This is a genomic window from Teichococcus aerofrigidensis (assembly GCF_054073225.1).
Genome location: NZ_JBSXMU010000046.1, coordinates 1 through 20,145, shown reverse-complemented (window position 1 = coordinate 20,145; position 20,145 = coordinate 1). Strand labels below are relative to the sequence as shown.

Annotated in this window: 14 protein-coding genes; 4 read left to right on the top strand and 10 right to left on the bottom strand. The window is 72.8% G+C overall.

Annotated features, from left to right (window positions below; all coding sequences use genetic code 11):
• Positions 1-7: 7 nt before the first annotated feature.
• The 5 genes from ACVMLK_RS11515 to ACVMLK_RS11495 all read right to left on the bottom strand — a co-directional run bounded on the left by ACVMLK_RS11515 (position 8) and on the right by ACVMLK_RS11495 (position 5,238).
• Positions 8-1,015 carry a VOC family protein gene (locus tag ACVMLK_RS11515; RefSeq protein WP_457486480.1) on the bottom strand — a complete coding sequence of 336 codons (1,008 nt, stop codon included), beginning with the start codon at positions 1,013-1,015 and terminating at the stop codon, positions 8-10.
• The gene (locus ACVMLK_RS11510; RefSeq protein ID WP_457486479.1) at positions 1,012-1,749 is read right to left on the bottom strand and encodes a serine O-acetyltransferase; all 738 of its coding nucleotides are present in this window, start codon (positions 1,747-1,749) and stop codon (positions 1,012-1,014) included. The genes ACVMLK_RS11515 and ACVMLK_RS11510 overlap by 4 nt, the downstream gene beginning before the upstream one ends.
• Positions 1,739-3,280 carry an aldehyde dehydrogenase family protein gene (locus ACVMLK_RS11505; RefSeq protein WP_198367666.1) on the bottom strand — a complete coding sequence of 514 codons (1,542 nt, stop codon included), beginning with the start codon at positions 3,278-3,280 and terminating at the stop codon, positions 1,739-1,741. Before ACVMLK_RS11505 ends, ACVMLK_RS11510 begins: the two co-directional genes overlap by 11 nt.
• The gene (locus tag ACVMLK_RS11500; protein ID WP_457486478.1) at positions 3,273-4,193 is read right to left on the bottom strand and encodes an NAD(P)-dependent oxidoreductase; all 921 of its coding nucleotides are present in this window, start codon (positions 4,191-4,193) and stop codon (positions 3,273-3,275) included. The genes ACVMLK_RS11505 and ACVMLK_RS11500 overlap by 8 nt, the downstream gene beginning before the upstream one ends.
• A 109-nt stretch (positions 4,194-4,302) precedes the next feature.
• Entirely contained in the window at positions 4,303-5,238 is a 936-nt protein-coding gene (locus ACVMLK_RS11495) for a LysR family transcriptional regulator (protein WP_457486477.1), read from the bottom strand.
• 107 nt (positions 5,239-5,345) lie between these two features.
• On the opposite strand from ACVMLK_RS11495, the gene ACVMLK_RS11490 reads away from it, so the two are divergent.
• The gene (locus ACVMLK_RS11490) at positions 5,346-6,287 is read left to right on the top strand and encodes a 2-dehydropantoate 2-reductase (protein WP_457486476.1); all 942 of its coding nucleotides are present in this window, start codon (positions 5,346-5,348) and stop codon (positions 6,285-6,287) included.
• A gap of 65 nt (positions 6,288-6,352) precedes the next feature.
• On the opposite strand, the gene ACVMLK_RS11485 is transcribed toward ACVMLK_RS11490, so the two are convergent.
• Positions 6,353-7,339, bottom strand: coding sequence for a Bug family tripartite tricarboxylate transporter substrate binding protein (locus ACVMLK_RS11485; protein ID WP_198367669.1), 987 nt, complete (start codon positions 7,337-7,339; stop codon positions 6,353-6,355).
• A gap of 439 nt (positions 7,340-7,778) precedes the next feature.
• Between ACVMLK_RS11485 and ACVMLK_RS11480 the strand changes: the two genes are divergently transcribed.
• Positions 7,779-11,516, top strand: coding sequence for a PAS domain-containing protein (locus ACVMLK_RS11480; RefSeq protein ID WP_457486475.1), 3,738 nt, complete (start codon positions 7,779-7,781; stop codon positions 11,514-11,516).
• Between the two features lie 17 nt (positions 11,517-11,533).
• Here the strand turns inward: ACVMLK_RS11480 and ACVMLK_RS11475 are convergent, their stop codons facing one another.
• From ACVMLK_RS11475 to ACVMLK_RS11465, 3 genes are all read right to left on the bottom strand, one after another.
• Positions 11,534-12,496: a CobW family GTP-binding protein gene (locus ACVMLK_RS11475; RefSeq protein ID WP_457486474.1), complete on the bottom strand. Its 963-nt coding sequence runs from the start codon at positions 12,494-12,496 to the stop codon at positions 11,534-11,536.
• Positions 12,496-13,986 carry an amidohydrolase family protein gene (locus tag ACVMLK_RS11470; RefSeq protein ID WP_457486473.1) on the bottom strand — a complete coding sequence of 497 codons (1,491 nt, stop codon included), beginning with the start codon at positions 13,984-13,986 and terminating at the stop codon, positions 12,496-12,498. The genes ACVMLK_RS11475 and ACVMLK_RS11470 overlap by 1 nt, the downstream gene beginning before the upstream one ends.
• Positions 13,987-14,134: 148 nt before the next feature.
• Positions 14,135-16,432 (bottom strand): FdhF/YdeP family oxidoreductase, encoded by a 2,298-nt coding sequence (locus ACVMLK_RS11465; protein ID WP_457486472.1) that lies wholly within the window; start codon positions 16,430-16,432, stop codon positions 14,135-14,137.
• Between the two features lie 177 nt (positions 16,433-16,609).
• Here ACVMLK_RS11465 and ACVMLK_RS11460 point away from each other — a divergent pair, with 177 nt between their 5' ends.
• On the top strand, positions 16,610-17,590 hold the full coding sequence (locus ACVMLK_RS11460) for a Bug family tripartite tricarboxylate transporter substrate binding protein (protein ID WP_198367673.1): 981 nt from the start codon (positions 16,610-16,612) through the stop codon (positions 17,588-17,590).
• Between the two features lie 71 nt (positions 17,591-17,661).
• Positions 17,662-18,939 (top strand): hydroxymethylglutaryl-CoA reductase, degradative, encoded by a 1,278-nt coding sequence (locus ACVMLK_RS11455; protein ID WP_422922148.1) that lies wholly within the window; start codon positions 17,662-17,664, stop codon positions 18,937-18,939.
• Positions 18,940-18,948: 9 nt separating this feature from the next.
• Here ACVMLK_RS11455 and ACVMLK_RS11450 read toward each other — a convergent pair.
• Positions 18,949-20,145, bottom strand: a 1,197-nt coding sequence (locus ACVMLK_RS11450) for an aminotransferase-like domain-containing protein (RefSeq protein ID WP_457486471.1), incomplete at its 5' end; no start/stop codon positions are given.

The window sequence follows — 20,145 nt, the reverse complement described above, 5'->3', positions numbered from 1 at the left end:
GGCGCCTTCATCGGAGGGGAAAAGCCGGCGCGGGATGGGTGGTTTCCTCGGCGCCGCCGGGCGGGCGCCAGGCCCCGCGCCCCGCCGCTCCGGCGCAGGCCCGGACGAAGCGGATCACGACATTGCCGCAGCCGGCCACATCAGCGATGGCGGGGCCGGCCGCGGTCTCGACGGTCGCGACACCCGCCCCCGCCAGCATGGCCCGCGCCGCCGCCAGGTCCCGGACCGCCACGTCGATCGCCGCGCCGCCGGGCTCGCCCGGCGTCAGCCGGGGCATCGGCGTGGCGCCGAACGCCGCCGGCCAGTCGGCCGGGCGCAGCACGCGGAAATGGCCCTGGCCCGTGGGGAATTCCGTGGGGAACTCCGTGGGGGATTCCGTGGGGAATTCCGCCGCGAACGCCGCCGGCCCGCCGCCGAACATGCGCCCCAGCCGCGCGCATACGGGCGCCGGGTCCTCCGCCAGATAGGTCACGGCGGCGACATGGGTGGCGCCATTGGCGTGCCGCATCCAGTCGGGCACCCAGAGCAGGTGCGGCTTGTGCTGCTGCGCCAGGAAGTGGGAGACGCGCGGCAGGGCCGGGTCCAGCAGGATCTGCAGCGACACCACCGCCTCGTCCCAGTCCAGGCCCGGCGGCTTCACCTTGCGGCGGAAGTCGATGCGTCCCTGCGTGGCGATGCCGCGCCCCGCCATGGCGGGGCCGTCGCCGGACACGTCCCGGCTGTGCAGCGCGACCAGTGCCATGCCCTCGCGCTCGGCCAGCGCATCGCGCATGTGCCGGCCGAAGCGGAAGCCGCCGGCCTCCAGGCCGTCGATCAGGCTCTCGTCGTAGATCCCCATCAGCTCCAGCGCCGACCGCTCCAGCACGGCCAGCGCGGTGCTGGTTCCCCAGGGGTGCCGGCCCACCGGCGTGACGGTGAAGCCGAGGCGCGCGTAGAAGGCCCGCCCCGCCTTGATGTCGCGCATCAGGATCAGCGGATGGTCGATGCCGGGAAGCGGGACGGTCGCGCGGCTCATGGTGTCTCCCCGAGGCCGTAAGGGTGGCGGTGACGCGGCTTCGGCCGGGCCGGATGGCCGGCGACGGTGGTGCGCGGCGGCACGTCGGACAGGACCACGGACCCGGCGGCGACCACGGCGAAGGCCCCGACCTCGATATTGCCGAGCAGGGTGGCCCCGGCCCCCAGCACCGCCCCCCGCCGGATCTTCGGATGCCGGTCGGCGCCGGCCTGCATCAGGGTCGAGCCCAGGGTGACGCCGTGCCAGAGGCTGACGTCATCCTCGATCACCGCCGTCTCGCCCACCACAAGGCCGAGGCCATGGTCGAGGAAGATGCCGCATCCGATGCGGGCGGCAGGATGGATGTCGCAACCGAGGTAGCCCGCCGCGCTGCGGACCGCCATCGCCAGCGCGGGCTGGCCGCCGGTCCAGAGGCGATGCGCCAGGCGGTGCGACGCCAGCATCTGGAAGCCGCGGTGGCCGACCCAGGTGCCGAGCAGCCCGGACGGCTCGAAGTTGCGCGCGGTGATGGCCTCGAGATCCGACAGCACCGCCGCCGCGTCCGCCTCGGTCAGCGTGGCGGCGGCGAGCGGCCCGGCCTCCAGCCAGAGCGGCGGCAGCAGTCGGCCGAGCAGGGCGGCGATGCCGGCGACCGGCGTCGCCGCCCCAGCGGTGACGGCCAGCGCCGCCGCCAGGGGCGCGGGCGCCTGGCCGGCCTGGGCCGCGAGCCGCCGCCAGGTGGCCTCAGCCGACATAGCCGAAGGCGACGCCCGGCTGCGCGGCGGTCTCCACCCAGACGCTCTTGGTCTGGGTATAGGCCATCAGCGCCTCCCGCCCCGAGGAGCGGCCGAAGCCGGAGCGGCCGAAGCCGCCGAAGGGCGAGGCGACATGGATGGTCTTGTAGCCGTTCACCCAGAAGGTGCCGGCGCGCACCCCGGCGGCGACGCGGTGCGCCCGGCCGACATCCCCCGTCCAGACCGCACCCGCCAGGCCGTAGGGCGTGGCATTGGCCAGGGCCACCGCCTCCTCCTCCGTGTCGAAGGGCAGCACGGCGAGCACCGGGCCGAAGACCTCCTCGCGGGCGATGGCGGCATCGGCCGCCACGCCGTCGAGGATGGTGGGCGCGAAGAAGAAGCCGCCCGTCTCCCGCAGCGCCGGCGGGCAGCCCCCGCCGGCGGCGATGCGGCCGCCCGCCGCGGCGGCCTCGGCCACCATCGCGGCGATCCTGTCGTGCTGGCGGCGGTTGTTGATCGGGCCGATCTGCGTCGCCGGATCGGCCGGCGGGCCAACCGGGATGTGCCGCGCCGCGACCGCCAGGCGCTCGACCAGCGCGGCGTGCACGGCGCGCTGCACCAGCAGGCGCGAGCCGGCGACGCAGCTCTGCCCGGCGCCGCCGAAGATCGCCGCCTGCGCGCCGATCGCGGCGCGGTCGAGATCGGCATCGGCGAAGACGATATTGGCCGACTTGCCGCCCAGCTCCAGCAGGCTGGGGACGATGTTGCGCGCCGCCGCGGCGGCGATCTCCGCCCCCGCCCCCGCGGAGCCGACGAAGACCACGAGCCGCGTCCCGCGATGCGCGACCGCCGCCGCCCCGGTGGTGGGCCCGGCGCCCGCCAGCACGTTGACCAGGCCCTTCGGCATCCCCTCGGCGGTGTTGCAGAGCCAGCCCAGCGCCAGGGAGGTGAGCGGCGTCAGCTCGGAAGGCTTCAGCACCACGGCGTTGCCGGCGCAGATGGCCGGGGCGATCTGCCAGCCGGCGGTGAAGACCGGCGCGTTCCAGGGGGTGATCTGCACCACCGTGCCGAAGGGCTCGTGCCGCGTGTAGTTCAGGTGGCTGGTCGGGACCGGGATGACCTCGCCATGCAGCTTGTCGCACCAGCCGGCATAGTATTCGAACATCTCCGCGACCTTGGCGACCTCGCCGCGCGTGTCACGGATCGGCTTGCCGGCGGAGAGCGTCTCCAGCTCGGCCAGGGCCTCGGCCTGCTGCCGCACCAGGCGCGCCACCTCCCACATCGCGCGGCCGCGCGCCGCGGCGGTCATGCCCCACCACTGGCGCTGCGCCTGGGCGGCCGCCTGCATGGCGGCCTCGACCACCTCGCCGCCGGCATCCGCGTAGGAGAGGAGCGGGCGGCCATCGGCGGGGTTGACCAGCTCCAGCGCCGCGCCACCGCCCGGCAGCACCGCGCCGCCGACGACGCTGCCGGCCGCGCCACCGGGCAGGAGGCCGTCCAGCAGCGCGGCGACGCGGGGGGCGGCCTGGCTCGGAAGGGTCGCGTCAGTCATCCTGGCTCTCATCCTGGCTCTCATCCTGGCTCTCTGGGATCTCACGGTAATCGGCCATGCGGGTGAAGTCGGCGCTGTCGGGAAGGCGGTCCGCGGCATCGCGCCAGATCCGGGCGACATGCTCCGAGAGCGGCAGGTCGAGCCCGGTCTCGGCGGCCAGCTCCAGGGCGAGGCGGACGTCCTTGCGCATCAGCCCGGCGGAGAAGCCGCTGTCGAAGGTGCCGGGCAGCACCCAGCGCGGCAGCATCACCTCGCTGACGGCGCTGCGGCCCGTGGCGGTGTTGACCACGGCGACCGCCTCCGCGGCCGAGAGGCCGGCGGCCTCGGACAGGCGCATCGCCTCGCCCGTGGTGACGAGATGCGCCGCGACCAGGAGATTGTTCACCAGCTTGACGATATTGCCGGCCCCCGACGGCCCGACATGCGGCGCCCGCGCCGACATCGCCTCCAGCACCGGCCGCGCCAGCGCGTAGTCCTCCGCCGCGCCGCCGATCATCATGGTCAGCGTGCCGGCGGCGGCGCCGGACGGGCCGCCGCTGACCGGCGCGTCCAGCAGGCCGTGCCCCGCCGCCGCGAGCTGCGCGGCCAGGCGCCGGCTGGTGCCGGGGTCGGAGGTCGAGGTGTCGATCACCACCACCTTGCGGTCCCGCCGGTCCAGCAGCCCGCCGGGCGCGGTCACCACCGCCTCGACGTCGCGCGCCAGCGGCAGGGAGAAGACCAGCGCGTCGGCGCCGGCCAGCACCTCGGCCAGCGTGGCGGAGACGGCGATGCCGGCGCCGGCGGCCAGCGCGCGCCGCGCCGGGCTGATGTCGTGACCCCGCACGGCGAAGCCCTTGCCGGCGAGGGTGGTGGCCATGGCCAGGCCCATATTGCCGAGCCCCACCACGCCCAGGGTTGCGATCTGCTGAGACATGCGGCCCTCCTGGCCCAGGACGTTACAGAGACGACCCGTCATCACAATCAGAACATTCCGTACATCCCGTGCTGATTCCGGCAACACCCGACCGGAGCCTGGCCCCGCCTCAGCCCCCCTGCCGGAACGCCACCATCCGCCCGGCCAGCCAGTCGATCAGTCGCGCGGCCGCCTCGGGCATGCGGCGCCCCGCCCGCACCAGGAGATGCGCGCGCGCCTCGGAGAGCATGGCGTCGCTGAGCGGCAGGGCCGCCAGGCTGGCATCGCGCAGTTCCGCCGCGACGGTGAAGGGCGGCAGGAAGGCATAGCCCATCCCGGCCATGACGAAGCGGCGGTGCAGCCCGAAGGAGGCGCTCTCCAGCCGGGGCACCAGCCGGAAGTCGCCATCGGCCTCGACGCGGGCGAGCAGTCGCCGCACGCCGTGATCGGCCGGCAGCAGCGCGACCGGCTCGGCGGCGAAGCCGCGCAGCGGCAGGGGAGCGCCGGCGAGGGCCAGCGGATGCCGGGGCGGCAGGATGGCCTGCAGCGGCTGGTTGGCGGAGAGCAGGCTGCGCACCTCGGCATGGGAGGGCGGCGTATAGGCCAGGCCGATATCCGCCTCGCCCTGCGCCAGCGCCGCCAGGATGCCGTCGCTGGTGGCCGTGGAGACGCGGAAGGCGATGCCGGGATGGGCGGCCGAGAAGCCGGCCAGGCCATGATCCATCAGGTCGGCCAGGAAGCCGGCGCCGCAGCAGAGCCGCACCGTGCCCTGTTGCGCGCCCTGCAGGAGGCGCAGCCGGTCCCGCAACAGGTCCAGCTCATCCATCTGGCGCTGGGCGTGGTCGACGAGGATGCGCCCGGCCTCGGTGACGACGACACCGCGCGGCAGGCGCTCCAACAGCGGCTGGCCACACTCCGCCTCCAGCTCCATGATCTGCCGGCTGATGGCCGAGGCCGCGACATTCAGCCGCGCGGCCGCGCCGCGCACGGAACCGGCCCGCACGACCGCCAGGAAATACCGCAGGGCCCGGCCATTCATCACCTCCGCAGGGTGCCGGCGGGGCATGGCGCTGGCAAGCGGCGCCGCCCGGCGACGCCGCGCTCCCCCCGGTCCGCGAAGGGCCGGGATATGCGACACTGGCCGGACGCCACGCCATCCGGAGGACAGCGGCCATGAGGATTCTCGTACTGGGTGCCGGCGGCACGGGGGGCTACTTCGGCGGCAGGCTGGCGGCGGCCGGGGCGGATGTGACCTTCCTCGTCCGGGAGCGCCGCCTCACGCAGCTACAGCGCGACGGCCTGCGGATCGAGAGCCCGCTCGGCGACGCGACCGTCCCGGTCAGGGCCGTGCCGCGGCCGGAGCCGGGCCGGCGCTACGACCTGCTCCTGCTCACCTGCAAGGCCTACGACCTGGCCGATGCCATGGCCTCGATCGGGGCGGCGATGGAGGGCGGCGCCGCGGTCCTGCCGATCCTCAACGGCATCGCCCATCTCCAGCGGCTGAACGAGCGCTTCGGCGCCGGCCATGTCCTGGGCGGGACCGCGAAGATCCAGGCGACGCTGGGGCCGGACGGCGTCATCCGGCACCTGAACGACTGGTGCAGCCTGACCTTCGGCGAGCAGGACGGCGCCGGAACCGCGCGGTGCCGGGCGCTCCTGGACGCCTTCGCCGGCACCGGCGTCGATGCCCGGCTGTCGGGAGACATCCGGCGCGAGCTCTGGCTCAAGCTCGTCCATCTCGCCACGGTCGCCGCGCTCACCGTGGTCCTGCGCGCGAATGTCGGCGAGATCGTCCGCACGCCCGAGGGCGGGGCGCTGTTCCAGCGGCTTCTCGACCTCCATGCCGGGATCGCGGCCCGGGAAGGCTTTCCGCCGGACGAGGCCTTCCTCGCCTCCTACCGCGCGCTGTTCTCCGACCCCGCCTCGACCTATGAGGCCTCCCTCCTCCGGGACCTCGAGCAGGGGCGGCCCATCGAGGGGGATCACATCCTGGGCTTCATGCTGGAGCGGTGCCGCGCCCACGGCCTGCCGGACGAGATCCTGTCCCTCGCCTGGACCCACGCCCGGGCCTATGAGCAGCGGCGCGCCGCCGGACGCCTGCCGGGCGCGGCCTGACCGGCCCTCCCCGCCCGCCGGGGCGGAGGGCGGGCGGGCGGCTCCTCGCCGCGGCGGGCACCAGGCTAGTTCACCACGATCCCCGCCGCGCGCACCACGGGCTCCCACTTCTCCATCTCCGCCTTGAGCCAGGCGGCGGCGTCCTCCGGCGTGCCGCCGGGGCGGGGCTGGACGGACAGCTCGGCGAAGCGCTGCTGCAGGGCATCGGAGCGCAGGACGGCGTTGATCGCCTCGTTCAGGCGCGTCACCACCGCCGCCGGCGTGCCGGCGGGCGCGAGGACCATGTGCCAGGTGTAGGCCTCGTAGCCGGGCATCCCGGCCTCCGCGAAGGTGGGAACATCCGGCAGCTGGGGCAGGCGCCGGTCGCCGCTCACCGCCAGGCCCCGGGTGGCGCCGCTGCGCACGCTCTCGATCCCGTCCGAGGCGACGTTCAGGAACATGGTCAGATTGCCGTTGAGCAGGTCCGGCATGGCCGGGGCGGAGCCGCGATAGGGGATGTGGTTGACCCTCAGCTGGCCGGCCTGCCGCAGGAACAGCTCCGTCGCCAGATGCACCGCCCCGCCATTGCCGGAGCTGCCGTAGTTGAACTGCCCCGGCTTGTCGCGGAAGAGCGCCACCAGCTCCGGCAGGGTGCGGGCCGGAACATCCCTGTTCACCATCAGCAGCATCGGCACCGTGCCCACCAGGGCGACCGGCCTGAAGTCCGCCACGGGATCGAAGCTGAGATTGTGGAAGAGCGCGCGCAGCACGGCATGGGCGATGGTGTTGTAGAGCAGCGTGTGGCCATCGCGCGGGGCCCTGGCGACGGCCTCGGTGCCGACCACGACGCCCGAGCCCGTCCGGTTCTCCACCACCACGCGCTGGGGGAGCTGGCTTCCCAGAGCCTCGGCCACCAGCCGGGCCGCGACATCGGTGGGACCGCCGGCGGCGAAGGGGCAGATGAGGCGGATGGGCTGGTCGGGCCAGGCGGCGGCGGCCTGCCCCGGCCAGGCGGCCGGCAGGCCGGCCGCGGCGGACAGTCGCAGCAGGTCGCGGCGAGGAAACTTGGACATCGTGCTCTCCCTGGTGATGGAGCGCGCGACCGGCCCGGGATCTCTGCCCCGTGGGCGGCGGCGCCCTTCTGGCGTTCCACGCAGGCCGGAGGGACCTGGCGTGGCGCGTGAAAGGTTCGCCCAGACGGCCGCCATCTGCAAACCTTCATGGACGGGCCGGGCGGGTGTCGGCCCGGCCCGCCGGGCGAGGGTCCGGTATAGTATTTCCCTCGCGCGGCGCGGCTTGCTATCCTCGCCGCATGCCCGCCCGCTCCCCCGCCCTGGCCCTGATCACGCGTCCTTCCCGCCACCCCGGCGAGGCGGCACCGTCGCCGGCCGCCATCGGGCGGACCGGGGCGGCCGGTCGCTCCTGACCCTGTTCACGAGGCGAGGCCCCGCCCCGACGCATCGGCGCCGTGCCGGCTTCCGGTGCATGACTGACTGAAGGCAGCCGAGCGCGATGGATGACAGGATTCAGGCTCCCGGCTGGACCGAGGCCGACCGGCTTGCGGCTCTCGACCGTTACGGCATTCTCGACACGCCCCGCGAGCAGGACTTCGACGATCTCGTCCGCGTGGCCTCCACCCTGCTGGAGGCGCCCATCGCCGCGGTGAACCTGATCGCGCGGGACCGCCAGTGGTTCAAGGCCGAGGTCGGCCTCGACATGCGCGAGATGCCGCTCGACAACGCGATCTGCGCCCGGGTCATGCTTCAGCCCGGCGAGATGGTCATTCCCGATCTGCGGGAGGATGCCCGCTTCCGCTGCAACCCGCTGGTCACCGCGGAGCCGGGGCTGCGCTTCTATGCCGGCGCCCTGCTGGAAACACCGGAGGGGCTGCCCCTCGGCACCCTCTGCGTGCTCGACACGGCGCCGCGCCCCGGCGGGCTGACGCCCCAGCAGCACTTCGTGCTCAGGACGCTGGCGCGGCAGGTCATGAGCCAGCTGAACCTCCGCCGCAGCCTGGCGCAGCAGGAGTTCCTGCGGGCCGAGCAGGCCCGCTCCGAGGCCCTGCGGCGGCAGGTGCTGAACAGCGCGACGGACTTCGCCATCATCAGCCTCGACCTCGCGCGCCGGGTGACCGGCTGGAACACCGGCGCCGTGAACATCCTGGGCTGGAGCGAGGCCGAGATGCTCGGCCGCTCCGCGGATCTGATCTTCGTGCCGGAGGAGCAGGCCGCCGGCCTCCCGGACGCCGAGGTGGCGCTCGCCGTCCGGAACGGCCAGGCCTCCAACGAGCGCTGGTACCAGCGCAAGGACGGCTCCCGCTTCTGGGGCTCGGGCGAGATGATGCTGCTCCGGGACGAGCGGGGCGCGCACACCGGCTACCTCAAGGTGTTGCGCAACCGCACGGAGCAGCATCTGGCCGGACAGGCCCTGGAGGTCGTCAACGAACGCTTCCGGCTGGCGCAGCGGGCGACGCGGGACGCGATCTGGGACTGGAGCTTCGAGGACGATCGCGTCCTCTGGAACGAGGCCCTCGAAGAGGCCTACGGATGGCGGCCCGAGCAGGTCGAGCCGACCGGCGGCTGGTGGCTCTCCCACATCCATCCCGAGGACCGGGACCGGATCGACCGGGAGATTCACGCCGCGATCGACAGCACCGGGACGAGCTGGTCCGGCGAGTACCGGTTCCTTCGCGCCGATGGCAGCTATGCCGAGGTGCTGGACCGCGGCTACGTCATCCGCGCGCCCGGCGGCCAGGCCATCCGGATGATCGGCGCCATGCTCGACATCAGCGAGCGGCAGCGCACCAGGGCGGCGCTGCAGAAGGCCGACGACCGCCTGCGCCTGGCGACCAGCGCCGCCGGGATCGGTACCTTCGACTATCACATCCCCTCCGGCGAGCTGACCTGGGACGACCGCTGCCGCGCGCTGTTCGGCCTGCCGCCCGGCGCGTCCGTCAGCTATGAGGACACCTTCGTGGCCGGGCTGCATCCGGAGGACCGGGCGCGGGCGGAGCAGGCGGTGCGGCAATCCATGGACCCCGCCGGATCGGGGCATTTCGCCGCCGAGTATCGCACCATCGGCCTGCAGGACGGGATCGAGCGCTGGGTCTCGGCGCAGGGCGAGACCCATTTCGAGAACGGGAGACCGGCGCGGCTGGTCGGGACCGTGCTCGATATCACCGACCGCAAGCGATCCGAGGCAGCGCTGCGCGAAAGCGAGACGCGCTACCAGACCCTGTTCAACTCGATGGATGAAGGCTTCTGCATCATCGAGTTCATCGACGGGCCGCACGGCCCCCTGAGCGACTACGTCCATGTCGAGGCCAATGCCGGGTATGAGCGGCACACCGGCATTCCAGACATCGTCGGCAAGACCATCCGCGGCCTCGCGCCGCAGGAGGCGGAGGGCTGGCTCGAACTCTACGGCAGCGTGCTGCGCACCGGCCGGCCCATCCGCTTCGAGCGGTATTTCGCCGCGGCGGGGCGCCATATCGAGGTTTCGTCCGCCCGTGTCGAGCAGGCGAGCCGGCCACAGGTCTCGGTGCTGTTCCGCGACGTGACGGCCCGCAAGCAGGCGGAGGCGGCGCTGCGCGAAAGCGAGGCCCTGGCGCGGGAGAACATCCAGCGCGTGCAGCTCGCGCTGGCAGCGGGCGCCATCATCGGCACCTGGCTCTGGGACCTGCCCACCGACCGCTTCACGGTGGACGAGGCCTTCGCCCGCAGCTTCGGCCTCGATCCCGCGCTCGGGCATATCGGCCTCAGCCTCCAGCAGGTCGTCGCGACCGTCCATCCCGATGACAAGCCCGGCCTCGTCGCCGCGATCAACACGGCGATCGCCCGTGGCGGCGCCTATGCCCACCAGTACCGGGTGCGCCGCGCCGATGGGCGGTATCACTGGATCGAGGCCAATGGCCGTGTCGACCATGCGCCGGACGGCACGCCGCTGAGCTTCCCCGGCGTGCTGATCGGCGTGGAGGAACGGCGCGCCGTGGAGGCGGAGCGCGACCGCGCCGCCGCGGCGCTGCGCGCCCTCAACGAGACGCTGGAGCAGCGCATCGCCGAGCGGACGGCCGAGCTGCTGCAGGCGGAGGAGCAGCTGCGCCAGAGCCAGAAGATGGAGGCCGTCGGCCAGCTGACCGGCGGCCTCGCCCATGACTTCAACAACCTCCTGACCGGCATCACCGGCAGCCTGGAGTTGCTGCGCGCCCGCGTGGCGCAGGGCCGGGTGACGGACATGGATCGCTATGTCGCGGCGGCGCAGGGAGCGGCGACGCGCGCGGCCTCGCTGACGCACCGCCTGCTCGCCTTCTCCCGCCGGCAGACGCTGGACCCCCGGCCGACGGATGTGAACAGGCTGGTCACCGGGATGGAGGAGCTGATCCGCCGCACGGTCGGGCCGGCGATCGAGGTCGAGGTGGTGGGGGCCGGCGGCCTCTGGCCCACGCGGGTGGATCCGCCGCAGCTCGAGAACGCGCTGCTCAACCTCTGCATCAACGCGCGCGATGCCATGCCGCGCGGCGGACGCCTGACCATCGAGACCGCCAACCGCTGGCTCGACAGCCGCACCGCGCGGGACCGCGACCTCGGGCCCGGGCAGTACATCTCGCTCTGCGTGTCCGATACCGGCACGGGCATGACCCCGGATGTGGTGGCCAAGGCCTTCGATCCGTTCTTCACCACCAAGCCGCTGGGCCAGGGCACCGGGCTCGGCCTTTCCATGATCTACGGCTTCGCCAGGCAGTCCGGCGGGCAGACGCGCATCTATTCGGAGCCCGGCCAGGGCACGATGGTGTGCCTGTACCTGCCGCGGCACCTGGGCGAGGCGGAGCCGCCGGAGGCGCTGCCTGAGCTGGCCGACGCCCCCCGGGCGGGGCTGGGCGAGACCGTCCTGGTGGTGGATGACGAGCCGACCGTCCGGATGCTGGTGATGGAGGTGCTGGAGGAGCTGGGCTATGCCGCCATCGAGGCGGGAGACAGCGCCACGGGCCTCAAGGTGCTGCAATCCGATGTCCGCATCGACCTGCTGGTGACCGATGTCGGACTGCCCGGCGGCATGAACGGGCGGCAGATGGCCGATGCCGCCCGCCTTAGCCGCCCCGACCTGCAGGTGCTGTTCATCACCGGCTATGCCGAGAACGCCGTGGTGGGCGACGGGCACCTCGACCCCGGCATGCATGTGATGACCAAGCCCTTCACCATGGAGGACCTGGCCGGCCGGATCCGAAGGCTGATCACCGACAAGGCTTCGTAAGGGACAGGGCGGCGGCCCTATCCCTCCCGGTCCGCCAGGCAGGTCCGCATGGCCTCGCCGATCCGGGCCTCGGACAGCCGGCCGATCTCCGCGATGAACACGATCCGGCTGCGGGGAGCCTCCCCGGCCGTCCCGCCCGCCAGCGGCGCCAGGGTGGCGCGGCCGCCGGCCAGCTGGAACAGAAGCCGCCGCCCGGGCTGTTCCACCGCCTCGAAGATTCCCTTGGCGCGCGCCAGCCCGGGCGCCAGCCGCCCGATGGCCGCCTGGAAACGGGACAGCGAGAGGGGTGCCTCGGCGGTCCAGCTCAGTGTCTCGAACCGGTCGGCCTGCGGGCGGCGGCGGCCCGGCTCGCGCGGCACCGGCGGGCGGGCCGGGTCGTCCGGCAGCACCAGGGGCAGCGGCACCTGCCCGTCCGGCGCCTCCACCAGCGTCGCCGCCGGGCGAAGCGCGGCCAGGGCGGCGCGGGCACGCTCCAGCGCCGCCGCGTCGCCCAGGTCGGTCCGGCTCAAGGCCACCACATCGGCCATGCGCAGCTGCGCGCGCAGCAGCGGGTCCTCGAAGGCCGTGGGCGGCGCGGTGGCATCGACCACGCACAACACCGTCTCCAGCGGCGCTTCCTTCCACACCACCGGATCCATCAGGTTGCGCACGATGTCGGCGGGGTCGGCGACGCCGCTGGTTTCGATGACGATGGCCTCCGGCCGCGGCGCGCGCCGCAGCAGCGTGGCCAGCGTCCGCAGCAGGTCGCCTTCCAGCGTGCAGCAGATGCAGCCATTGGCCAGGCTCACCACGCCGTCGCTGGCACCGGCGATCAGTTCGGCATCGATGTTGATGGCACCGAAATCGTTGACGACGGCGGCGATGCGGCGCCCGCCCGCTTCACGCAGGATATGGTTGACCACCGTGGTCTTGCCCGCCCCCAGAAAGCCGGTGACGAGCAAAACAGGAACGGGCAGGACGGGAACGGGCGGGCCGGCCATCAGCGCGCGATGCTGGGCCGGCGCACCGGCCTGCCCGGCCGCGCGGCGACGTCCATCACCCCATCGGCGATCACCGGCACGCCGCTGACGATCAGGTGGCGCACGCCTTCCGACGGCCGGTTCATCGCGCTGAACTCCGCCTTGTCGCTCAGCGTGTCGTAGTCGAACACCACCACATCGGCATCGGCGCCGACGCCCAGCCGCCCCTTGCCCAGCATGGCCGGCGTGCTGGCTTCCAGGATCTGCGCCGGGATCAACGAGCATTTGCGAATGCCCTCCAGCAGCGACACCGCCTGCCGCTCCCGCACCCAGTGGCGGATGAAGCGGGTGAAGCAGCCGGCGGACCGCGGGTGGGACGTCGCTTCCTCCGGCAGCGGCCAGGCATCGCCGGTATAGGTGCTGCCATCCGGCATGGACCACGGCATGGCGTCGGAGGCGATGGCGCCGTCCGGGTACAGCACGGCCATGTCCAGCAACTCGCGGTGCCGCTGGTTGTGCTCGGTGTCCAGCACATGCCACAGCACCAGCTGGGACGGGTCCTCGGCCTGCGCGGAGAGCAGCTCCTCCCGGTCGCGGAAGCGGTGGCCATCGGTCACGCGCTGCACGGAATCGTAGCCGAGGCCGTTGCGCGCCTCGAAGTCCGGGTCGCTGAAGAAGGCCGCCGCCAGCACGGTGGAGCCGGTGCCGTAGGGATAGGCCTCGACGGTGATGTTCAGCCCCTTGAGCTGCGCGTTGCGCACCAGTTCGTAGCAGCGGGCGATGTCGGTCTTGCTGGAGCTGTTGAAGTGGCAGATGTGCATATGCGCGCCGGTCGCGGCGGCATAGCCGATCAGGCGGATATAGGCCTCGGCGGCGCTCTGCGGATCGATCCGTGCCATGTAGGCGACATGCGTGAAGGTCGGCACGGTCCGGGCGGCGGCGAGCTTGCAGACCTCGAGCAGCTCCTGCACGCCGGCGCCGGGCGCGTAGGCGTTGAGGATGCCGATGCCGATGCCGCCCTCGTCCAGTCCCTGGGCCAGGCGCTCGATGATCCCGGCCTGCTCGGCCTCCGTCGCGATGTTGTCCATCCAGCGCCGGTCCCGCATGGCGCGGCCGAAGGCCTCGAGCGAGGATTCCTCATTGGTGCCGACCATGGCGCCGATGCGCGCGAAGGCCCAGTTGGTGGCGGCGCCGTAGTTCAGCACGCGCCCCTCAGTGGCCTGCCGCCGGTACCAGGAGGCGACGGGCAGCACGCCGGCCTCCAGGTCCAGCGTCGTCGTCACGCCGTCGAAGGCCTGCATGCGGTCGGCGGGGATGGACTGGCCATGGGCATGGAGGTCGATGAAGCCGGGAGCGACCACCAGGCCGGTGGCATCGATCACCCGCTCCGCCCCGCCGAGGCCGGTGCCGACGGCGAGGATGCGGCCTTCGCCGATCGCCACATCCGCGACACCGTCCAGGCCGCTCGCCGGATCGACCACCCGGCCGCCGCTGATCATCAAGGCACCCATTCTCGCCACTCCGCCTGCCATGACCTCGAACCACGCCGGACCCCGTCACGGCCGCGTGCCATGTCCACCCGGCGGAGATCCGGAACGGGTCAATAGAGGCGCAAACCGCCCAGGCCGCAACAGCCGGACCATGACAACCGTCCGGATCTCAGCCGCCGGCGGTGCCTCCCTCGCCCATGCGCCGGATGCGGACGGGAATGGCCTTGGCGGCGGGAACGTGGCTCTCCTTCGCGTGGTGCCAGAGCGGCAGCAGCGGATTGCACTCCGGGTAGTAGGCGGCGACGCAGCCCTCCGGCAGATCGAAGGGCACCACCTGGAGGTTGTCCACCTCCCGATGCACCCCATCCCCGGCCACGGTGAGCAGCGAAACCCGGTCCTCCGGGGCCAGGGCCAGGACATCCATGTCCCGCCGGTTCATCATGACGATGTCGCGGCTGCCATGGATGCCGCGGAAGCGGTCGTCATAGCCGTAGATGGTGGTGTTGAACTGGTCGTTGCTGCGCACCGTCATCAGGGCGAAGACGCCGGCCCCCGTCACCGCGATGTCGGGATTGGCATCGAGGCTCGCGGGCGGCAGGAAATTGGCCTTGCCGGTCTCCGTCTCCCAGTTCCGCTCCCGCGCCGGATTGGGGCGATGGAAGCCGCCGGGCCGGCGCATGCGCTCGCTGTAGCGGTCGTACCATTTCGGGAATGTCTCGGCGATGGCCTGGCGGACCAGCCCGTAATCGCCCACCCAGGCATCCCAGTCGAGCTTCGGGTTCGCGGGAAGGGTCGCCTTGGCGATGCCGGCGATGATGGCGGGCTCGGACAGGAGATGCGGGCCCGCCGGCTCGCGGATGCCGCGCGAGGGATGGATATAGGAGGTGCTGTCCTCCACCGAGACCTCCTGCGGCCCGCTGGCCTGGCGGTCGATCTCGATGCGGCTGAGGCAGGGCAGCAGATAGGCCGCCCGCCCGTGGATGACGTGGCTGCGGTTCAGCTTGGTGGTGATCATCACGGTCAGCGGCAGCTTCCGCCAGGCCGGCTCCAGCAGGCGGTGTTCCGGGAGCGAGCGCACCAGGTTGCCGCCGAGCTGGATGACGGCCCCCATCCGGCCCTGGATCACCCGCTCCGCCGCCTCCACCACATCGGTGCCCTTGTGGCGGGGCGGGCTGAAGCCGAACATCTCGCCGAGCTTGTCCAGGGGCGCCAGCTCCGGCTTCTCGGTGATCCAGACGGCCCGCTGGCCCTGCACGTTGGAATGGCCGCGCACCGGGCAGATGCCGGCGCCGGGGCGGCCGATATTGCCGCGCAGCAGCAGGAAGGCGACGAGCATGTGCAGGATCTCGACCCCGGCACGCTGCTGCGTCAGGCCCATGCCGTAGACGCCGAGGACCCGCCCGGCGCCGCGATAGGCCCGCGCGACCTCCTCGATCTGCCCGCGCGCCACGCCCGAATGCCGCTCGATCTCCGCCCAGTCCTGGCGCCGCATCGCCTGGGCGAAGTCCTCGAAGCCATGCGTGTGGCCCTCGATGAAGGCCCGGTCCAGGACCGGCTCCCCGCCCTCGTCCTCCCATTCGAGAAGGATCTTGCACAGGCCCGCCAGCAGGGCGAGGTCGCCGCCCGCGCGGGGCTGGACGAAGAGCGAGGAGATCCGCGTCGACGGCTGGACCGTCATCTGCAGCGGATCCTGCGGATTGGTGAAGGCCGCCAGGCCCTGCTCGCGCAGGGGATTGATGGTGATGACGGGCACGCCGCGCCGCCGGGCCTCATCCAGCTGATGCAGCATGCGCGGACTGTTCGAGGCGGTGTTGTGCCCGAAGATCAGGATCAGGTCGGTCTGGGCGAAGTCCTCCAGCGTCACCGTGCCGACCGGCACACCGATCGACTTGGGCAGGGCGACGGAAGTGCTCTCGTGGCACATGTTGGAGGAATCGGGCAGGTTGTTCGTGCCGTACATGCGCGCCAGGAGCTGGTACATGTAGGAGGCCTCGTTGCAGGCCCGGCCCGAGGCGTAGAAGACCGCCTCGTCCGGCCGCATCCCCCGCAGCGCCGCGCCGATCTCCTGGAAGGCCGTGGACCAGGCGACCGGCACATAGCGGTCCGTCGCCGCGTCCCATTTCATCGGCTCGGTCAGGCGGCCGACCATCTCCAGGTCGTGGTCGCTCCAGGCCTCCAGCTCCGTCACGCGATGCCGGGCGAAGAAGTCCGGCTCGACCCTCGCGCTGGTCAGGTCCCAGGCGCTGGCCTTGGCGCCGTTCTCGCAGAACTCGAAGAGGTGCGGCGGGTTCGGCTTGGCCCAGGCACAGGAGACGCACATGAAGCCGCCATCCTTGTTCTGGCGGCGCAACGCCAGGCCGGTGCTGACCGCCCGGCCCTCCTGCCGGAGGATGCGACCCAGCGACTTGACGGACCCCCAGCCCCCCGAAGGCCCGTCATAGGGCCGGTATTCGACGTCCTCGGTCACGCCCAAGATCTCCCGCACGCTGTTCTGGAATCAACCGATCGGTGCCGGGAAGAGTTGCGCCGGCGGCGCCCGCGGGTCCCGACTGTGCCAGCGATTCTGCCGCCAACTGTCCCTTTCCCGGGCACGGTTCCAGGGACAGTCTGTCGCCATAAAGCAACAAGATCCGGGGAACGTCCGATGCACCGTCGCAGCCTGCTCGCCGCCAGCCTGGCGGCACCCGGCCTCCTGGCCGCCCGTCCCCTCCTGGCCCAACCCGAGGCCGCCTGGCCCAGCCGCGCCATCACCCTGGTCGAGGGCTACCCGCCCGGCGGCGTCACCGATCTCGCCTCCCGCGCCGTGGCCGATCCGATGTCGCGCGGGCTCGGCGTCCCCGTGGTGGTGGAGAACCGCCCCGGTGCCGCCACCTCTGTCGCCACCACCTACGGCGCGCGGGCGAAGCCCGATGGCTACACGCTGGTCATGGGCACCACGACGCTCGCCATCAACCAGACGCTGCAGCCCAACCTGACGCCGAAGGACCCCGTGCGCGAGCTGGACCCGATCGGCATGGTGTTCCGCACGCCCTTCATCCTGCATGTCCATCCCGGCGTGCCGGCGCGGACCACGGCGGAGCTGATCGCCCATTGCAAGGCCAATCCGGGCAAGGTGCTGTTCGGCTCGCCGGGCACCGGCTCGGTCAGCCATCTCTGCCTGGAGCTGTTCCGCGCCCGCACCGGCATCGACATCGTCCACGTGCCCTACCGCGGCGGCGCGCCGGCCGCGCTCGACCTGCGGCAGGGCCGCATCCATGCCGTCTTCCAGGCGATCCAGGAGGCCGCCACCACGCTCGGCGACGGCGGCACGCGCGGCCTCTCCGTGACCGCCACCGCGCCGATCCCGAACTACCCCGACCTGCCGCCCGTGGCCGCGACGCTGCCGGGCTTCGAGGTCTTCTTCTGGCAGGGGCTGTTCGCGCCCGCCGGCACGCCGGCCCCGATCCTGGACCGCGCCGGCGCCGCGCTGCGCGCCGCCACGGAGGATGCCGGGCTGCGCGCGCGCCTGGCCGAGCAGGGCGTCTCCCTGGTCAGCAGCGACGGCCGGACGCTGCGCGAGACGCTGATCGCCGACACCCGGAAATGGGGCGAGGTGATCCGCGAGGGCAATATCCGGCTCGAATAGGCGCGGACGCCGCCCCGAACCGCCCGGCCCGCCCGCCTTTCTCCGCCCAGCCGTTTACACGGATCTCCCGCATGTCCCTGAGCAACCTCACCTCGCGCATTCCCGGCTTTCACCGCATGAGCACGGCGGAGCGGCTGGAGGCTGTCGCGGCCTTCGCCGGCCTCGACGAGGCGAGCCGGGCGCAGCTCGCGGCACCCGGCAACATCGACCCGCATCTGGCTGACCACATGATCGAGAACGTGGTCGCCACCCTGGCCATTCCCATCGGCGTCGCGACCAACATGCGCGTCGATGGCCGGGACGTGCTGGTGCCGATGGCGACCGAGGAATCCTCCGTCGTCGCCGCCGTCTGCAACTCGGCCCGGCAGTGCCACGACGCCGGCGGCTTCACCACCTCCGTCTCCGGCACGCTGATGATCGCGCAGATCCAGCTCGTGGGCGTCAGCGACCCAGAGAATGCGCGCCTCACCATCCTGGAGCAGCGCGCCGCCATCGCCGAGCTGTGCGATGGCTGCGACCCGATGCTGGTCTCGCTCGGCGGCGGCTTCCGCGACCTCGAGGTGCGGATCGTGAAATCCCTCGGCGGCCCCATGGTCGTCACGCATCTGATCGTCGATACGCGCGATGCCATGGGGGCCAACACCGTCAACACCATGGCCGAGGCGCTGGCGCCCCGGATCGAGGCCTGGACCGGCGGCAAGGTCTTCCTGCGCATCCTCTCCAACCTCGCCGACCGCCGCCTGGCCCGCGCCCGTGCCCTCTGGCCGGTGGAGGCCATCGGCGGGCCCGAGGTGCGGGACGGCATGATCTCCGCCTACCACTTCGCCGAGGCCGATCCCTACCGCGCCGCCACGCACAACAAGGGCATCATGAACGGGGTCTCGGCCGTGGTGCTGGCCACCGGCAACGACACCCGCGCGGTGGAGGCCGGCGCCCATGCCTATGCCGCGCGGAGCGGCCGCTACACCAGCCTGACCCACTGGGAGGTGACGGCGGAAGGGCATCTCGCCGGCTCCATCGAGCTGCCGATGCCGGTCGGGCTGGTCGGCGGCGCGACCCGGATCCATCCCACCGCCCGCGCCTGCCTGAAGATCCTCGGCGTCGATACGGCGGCGGGGCTCGCCCGCATCATCGCCGCCGTCGGCCTGGCGCAGAACTTCGGCGCGATGAAGGCCCTGGCCACCACCGGCATCCAGAAAGGCCACATGGCGCTGCACGCCAACAACGTGGCCATCGCCGCCGGCGCGGTGGGCGCGGAGGTGGCGCGGCTGGCCGCCATCCTGGTCGAGAGGCGCCAGGTCCGGCAGGATGTGGCGACGGCCGAGCTGGCGCGGATGCGCGCCGGCTGAGGCCAGCCGCTACGCCCCCGCCGCCAGCGCCCGCGCCATGAAGTCGAGGAAGCGCGGATCGCCGGCATGGGCGACATTGATGCGCAGCGCCGCGGGGCCCGCGCCGCGCTCGGGGCTGAACACGGCGCCGGGCGCCAGGAAGATGCCCTGCGCCGCGGCCCGGCGGCAGAGCGCCTCCTCGTCCAGGCCCGGAGGCAGGCGCGCCCAGAGATAGAAGCCGCCTCCCGGCGGGCGCGCCAGCGGCAGGCCGATGGCCGCGAGATCCCGCAGGGCCTGCGCCGTCGCCGCCTCCACGCGGCGCGCCAGGCGGCGCAGGTGGCGCCGGTAGTGCCCGGCCTCCATCAGCCGGCAGACCAGCCGCTCGGCATATTGCGAGGTGGAGACCACCGTCAGCAGCTTGAGGTCGTTCAGCGCCGCCACCAGCGGCGCCGGCCCCGCCAGATAGCCGACGCGGAGCGAGGCCGAGAGGGTCTTGGAGAAGGTGCCGACGTAGAGGACCTGCCGCAGCCCGTCCAGCGCCGCCAGGCGCGGGCCGGCCGCCGGCAGCAGATCGGCGAAGGGATCGTCCTCCACCAGCAGGCAGCCGTGCCGCTCGGCCAGCCGCAGCACCGCCGCCGCCACCGCCGGGGTCAGCGTGCCGCCGGTCGGGTTGTGCGCCAGGGACTGCGTGAAGAAGGCCCGTGCCGGCCGCCGCGCCAGCTGCGCCGCGAGATGCTCGACATCCGGACCCGCGGCCGTGCGGCGGACGCCGAGGATCTCGGCCTTGGCCAGGCGCAGCTTGGCGAAGAGCGGGTAGTAGCCCGGATCGTCGACCAGCACCCGGTCCCCGGGCGCGATCAGGTGGCGGATGACGAGATCGAGCGCATGGTTCGCGCCCTGCGTCAGCAGCACCTGCTCCGGCCCGCAGGGCAGCGAACGCTCGGCGAGCGAGAGGGCGATCCGCTCCCGCAGCGGCGCATAGCCCCAGGAGCTGCCATAGCCATGCGCCTCGCCCCGGTACAGCGCCCGGCTGGCCTGGGTGAGGTGACGGGCCAGTTCCGAGCCCTCCATCCAGGAGGGCGGCGGGCGCCCCTCCCTGGGGCGGACCAGATAATGCTCCTCCGTCTGCTCGCGCAGCAGGGAGACGAGGTTCAGCGCCTCCGCCACCTCCCGGCGCGCCGCCGGGACCAGGCCGGCCGGGGGGGGGGGGGGGGGGGGGGGGGGGGG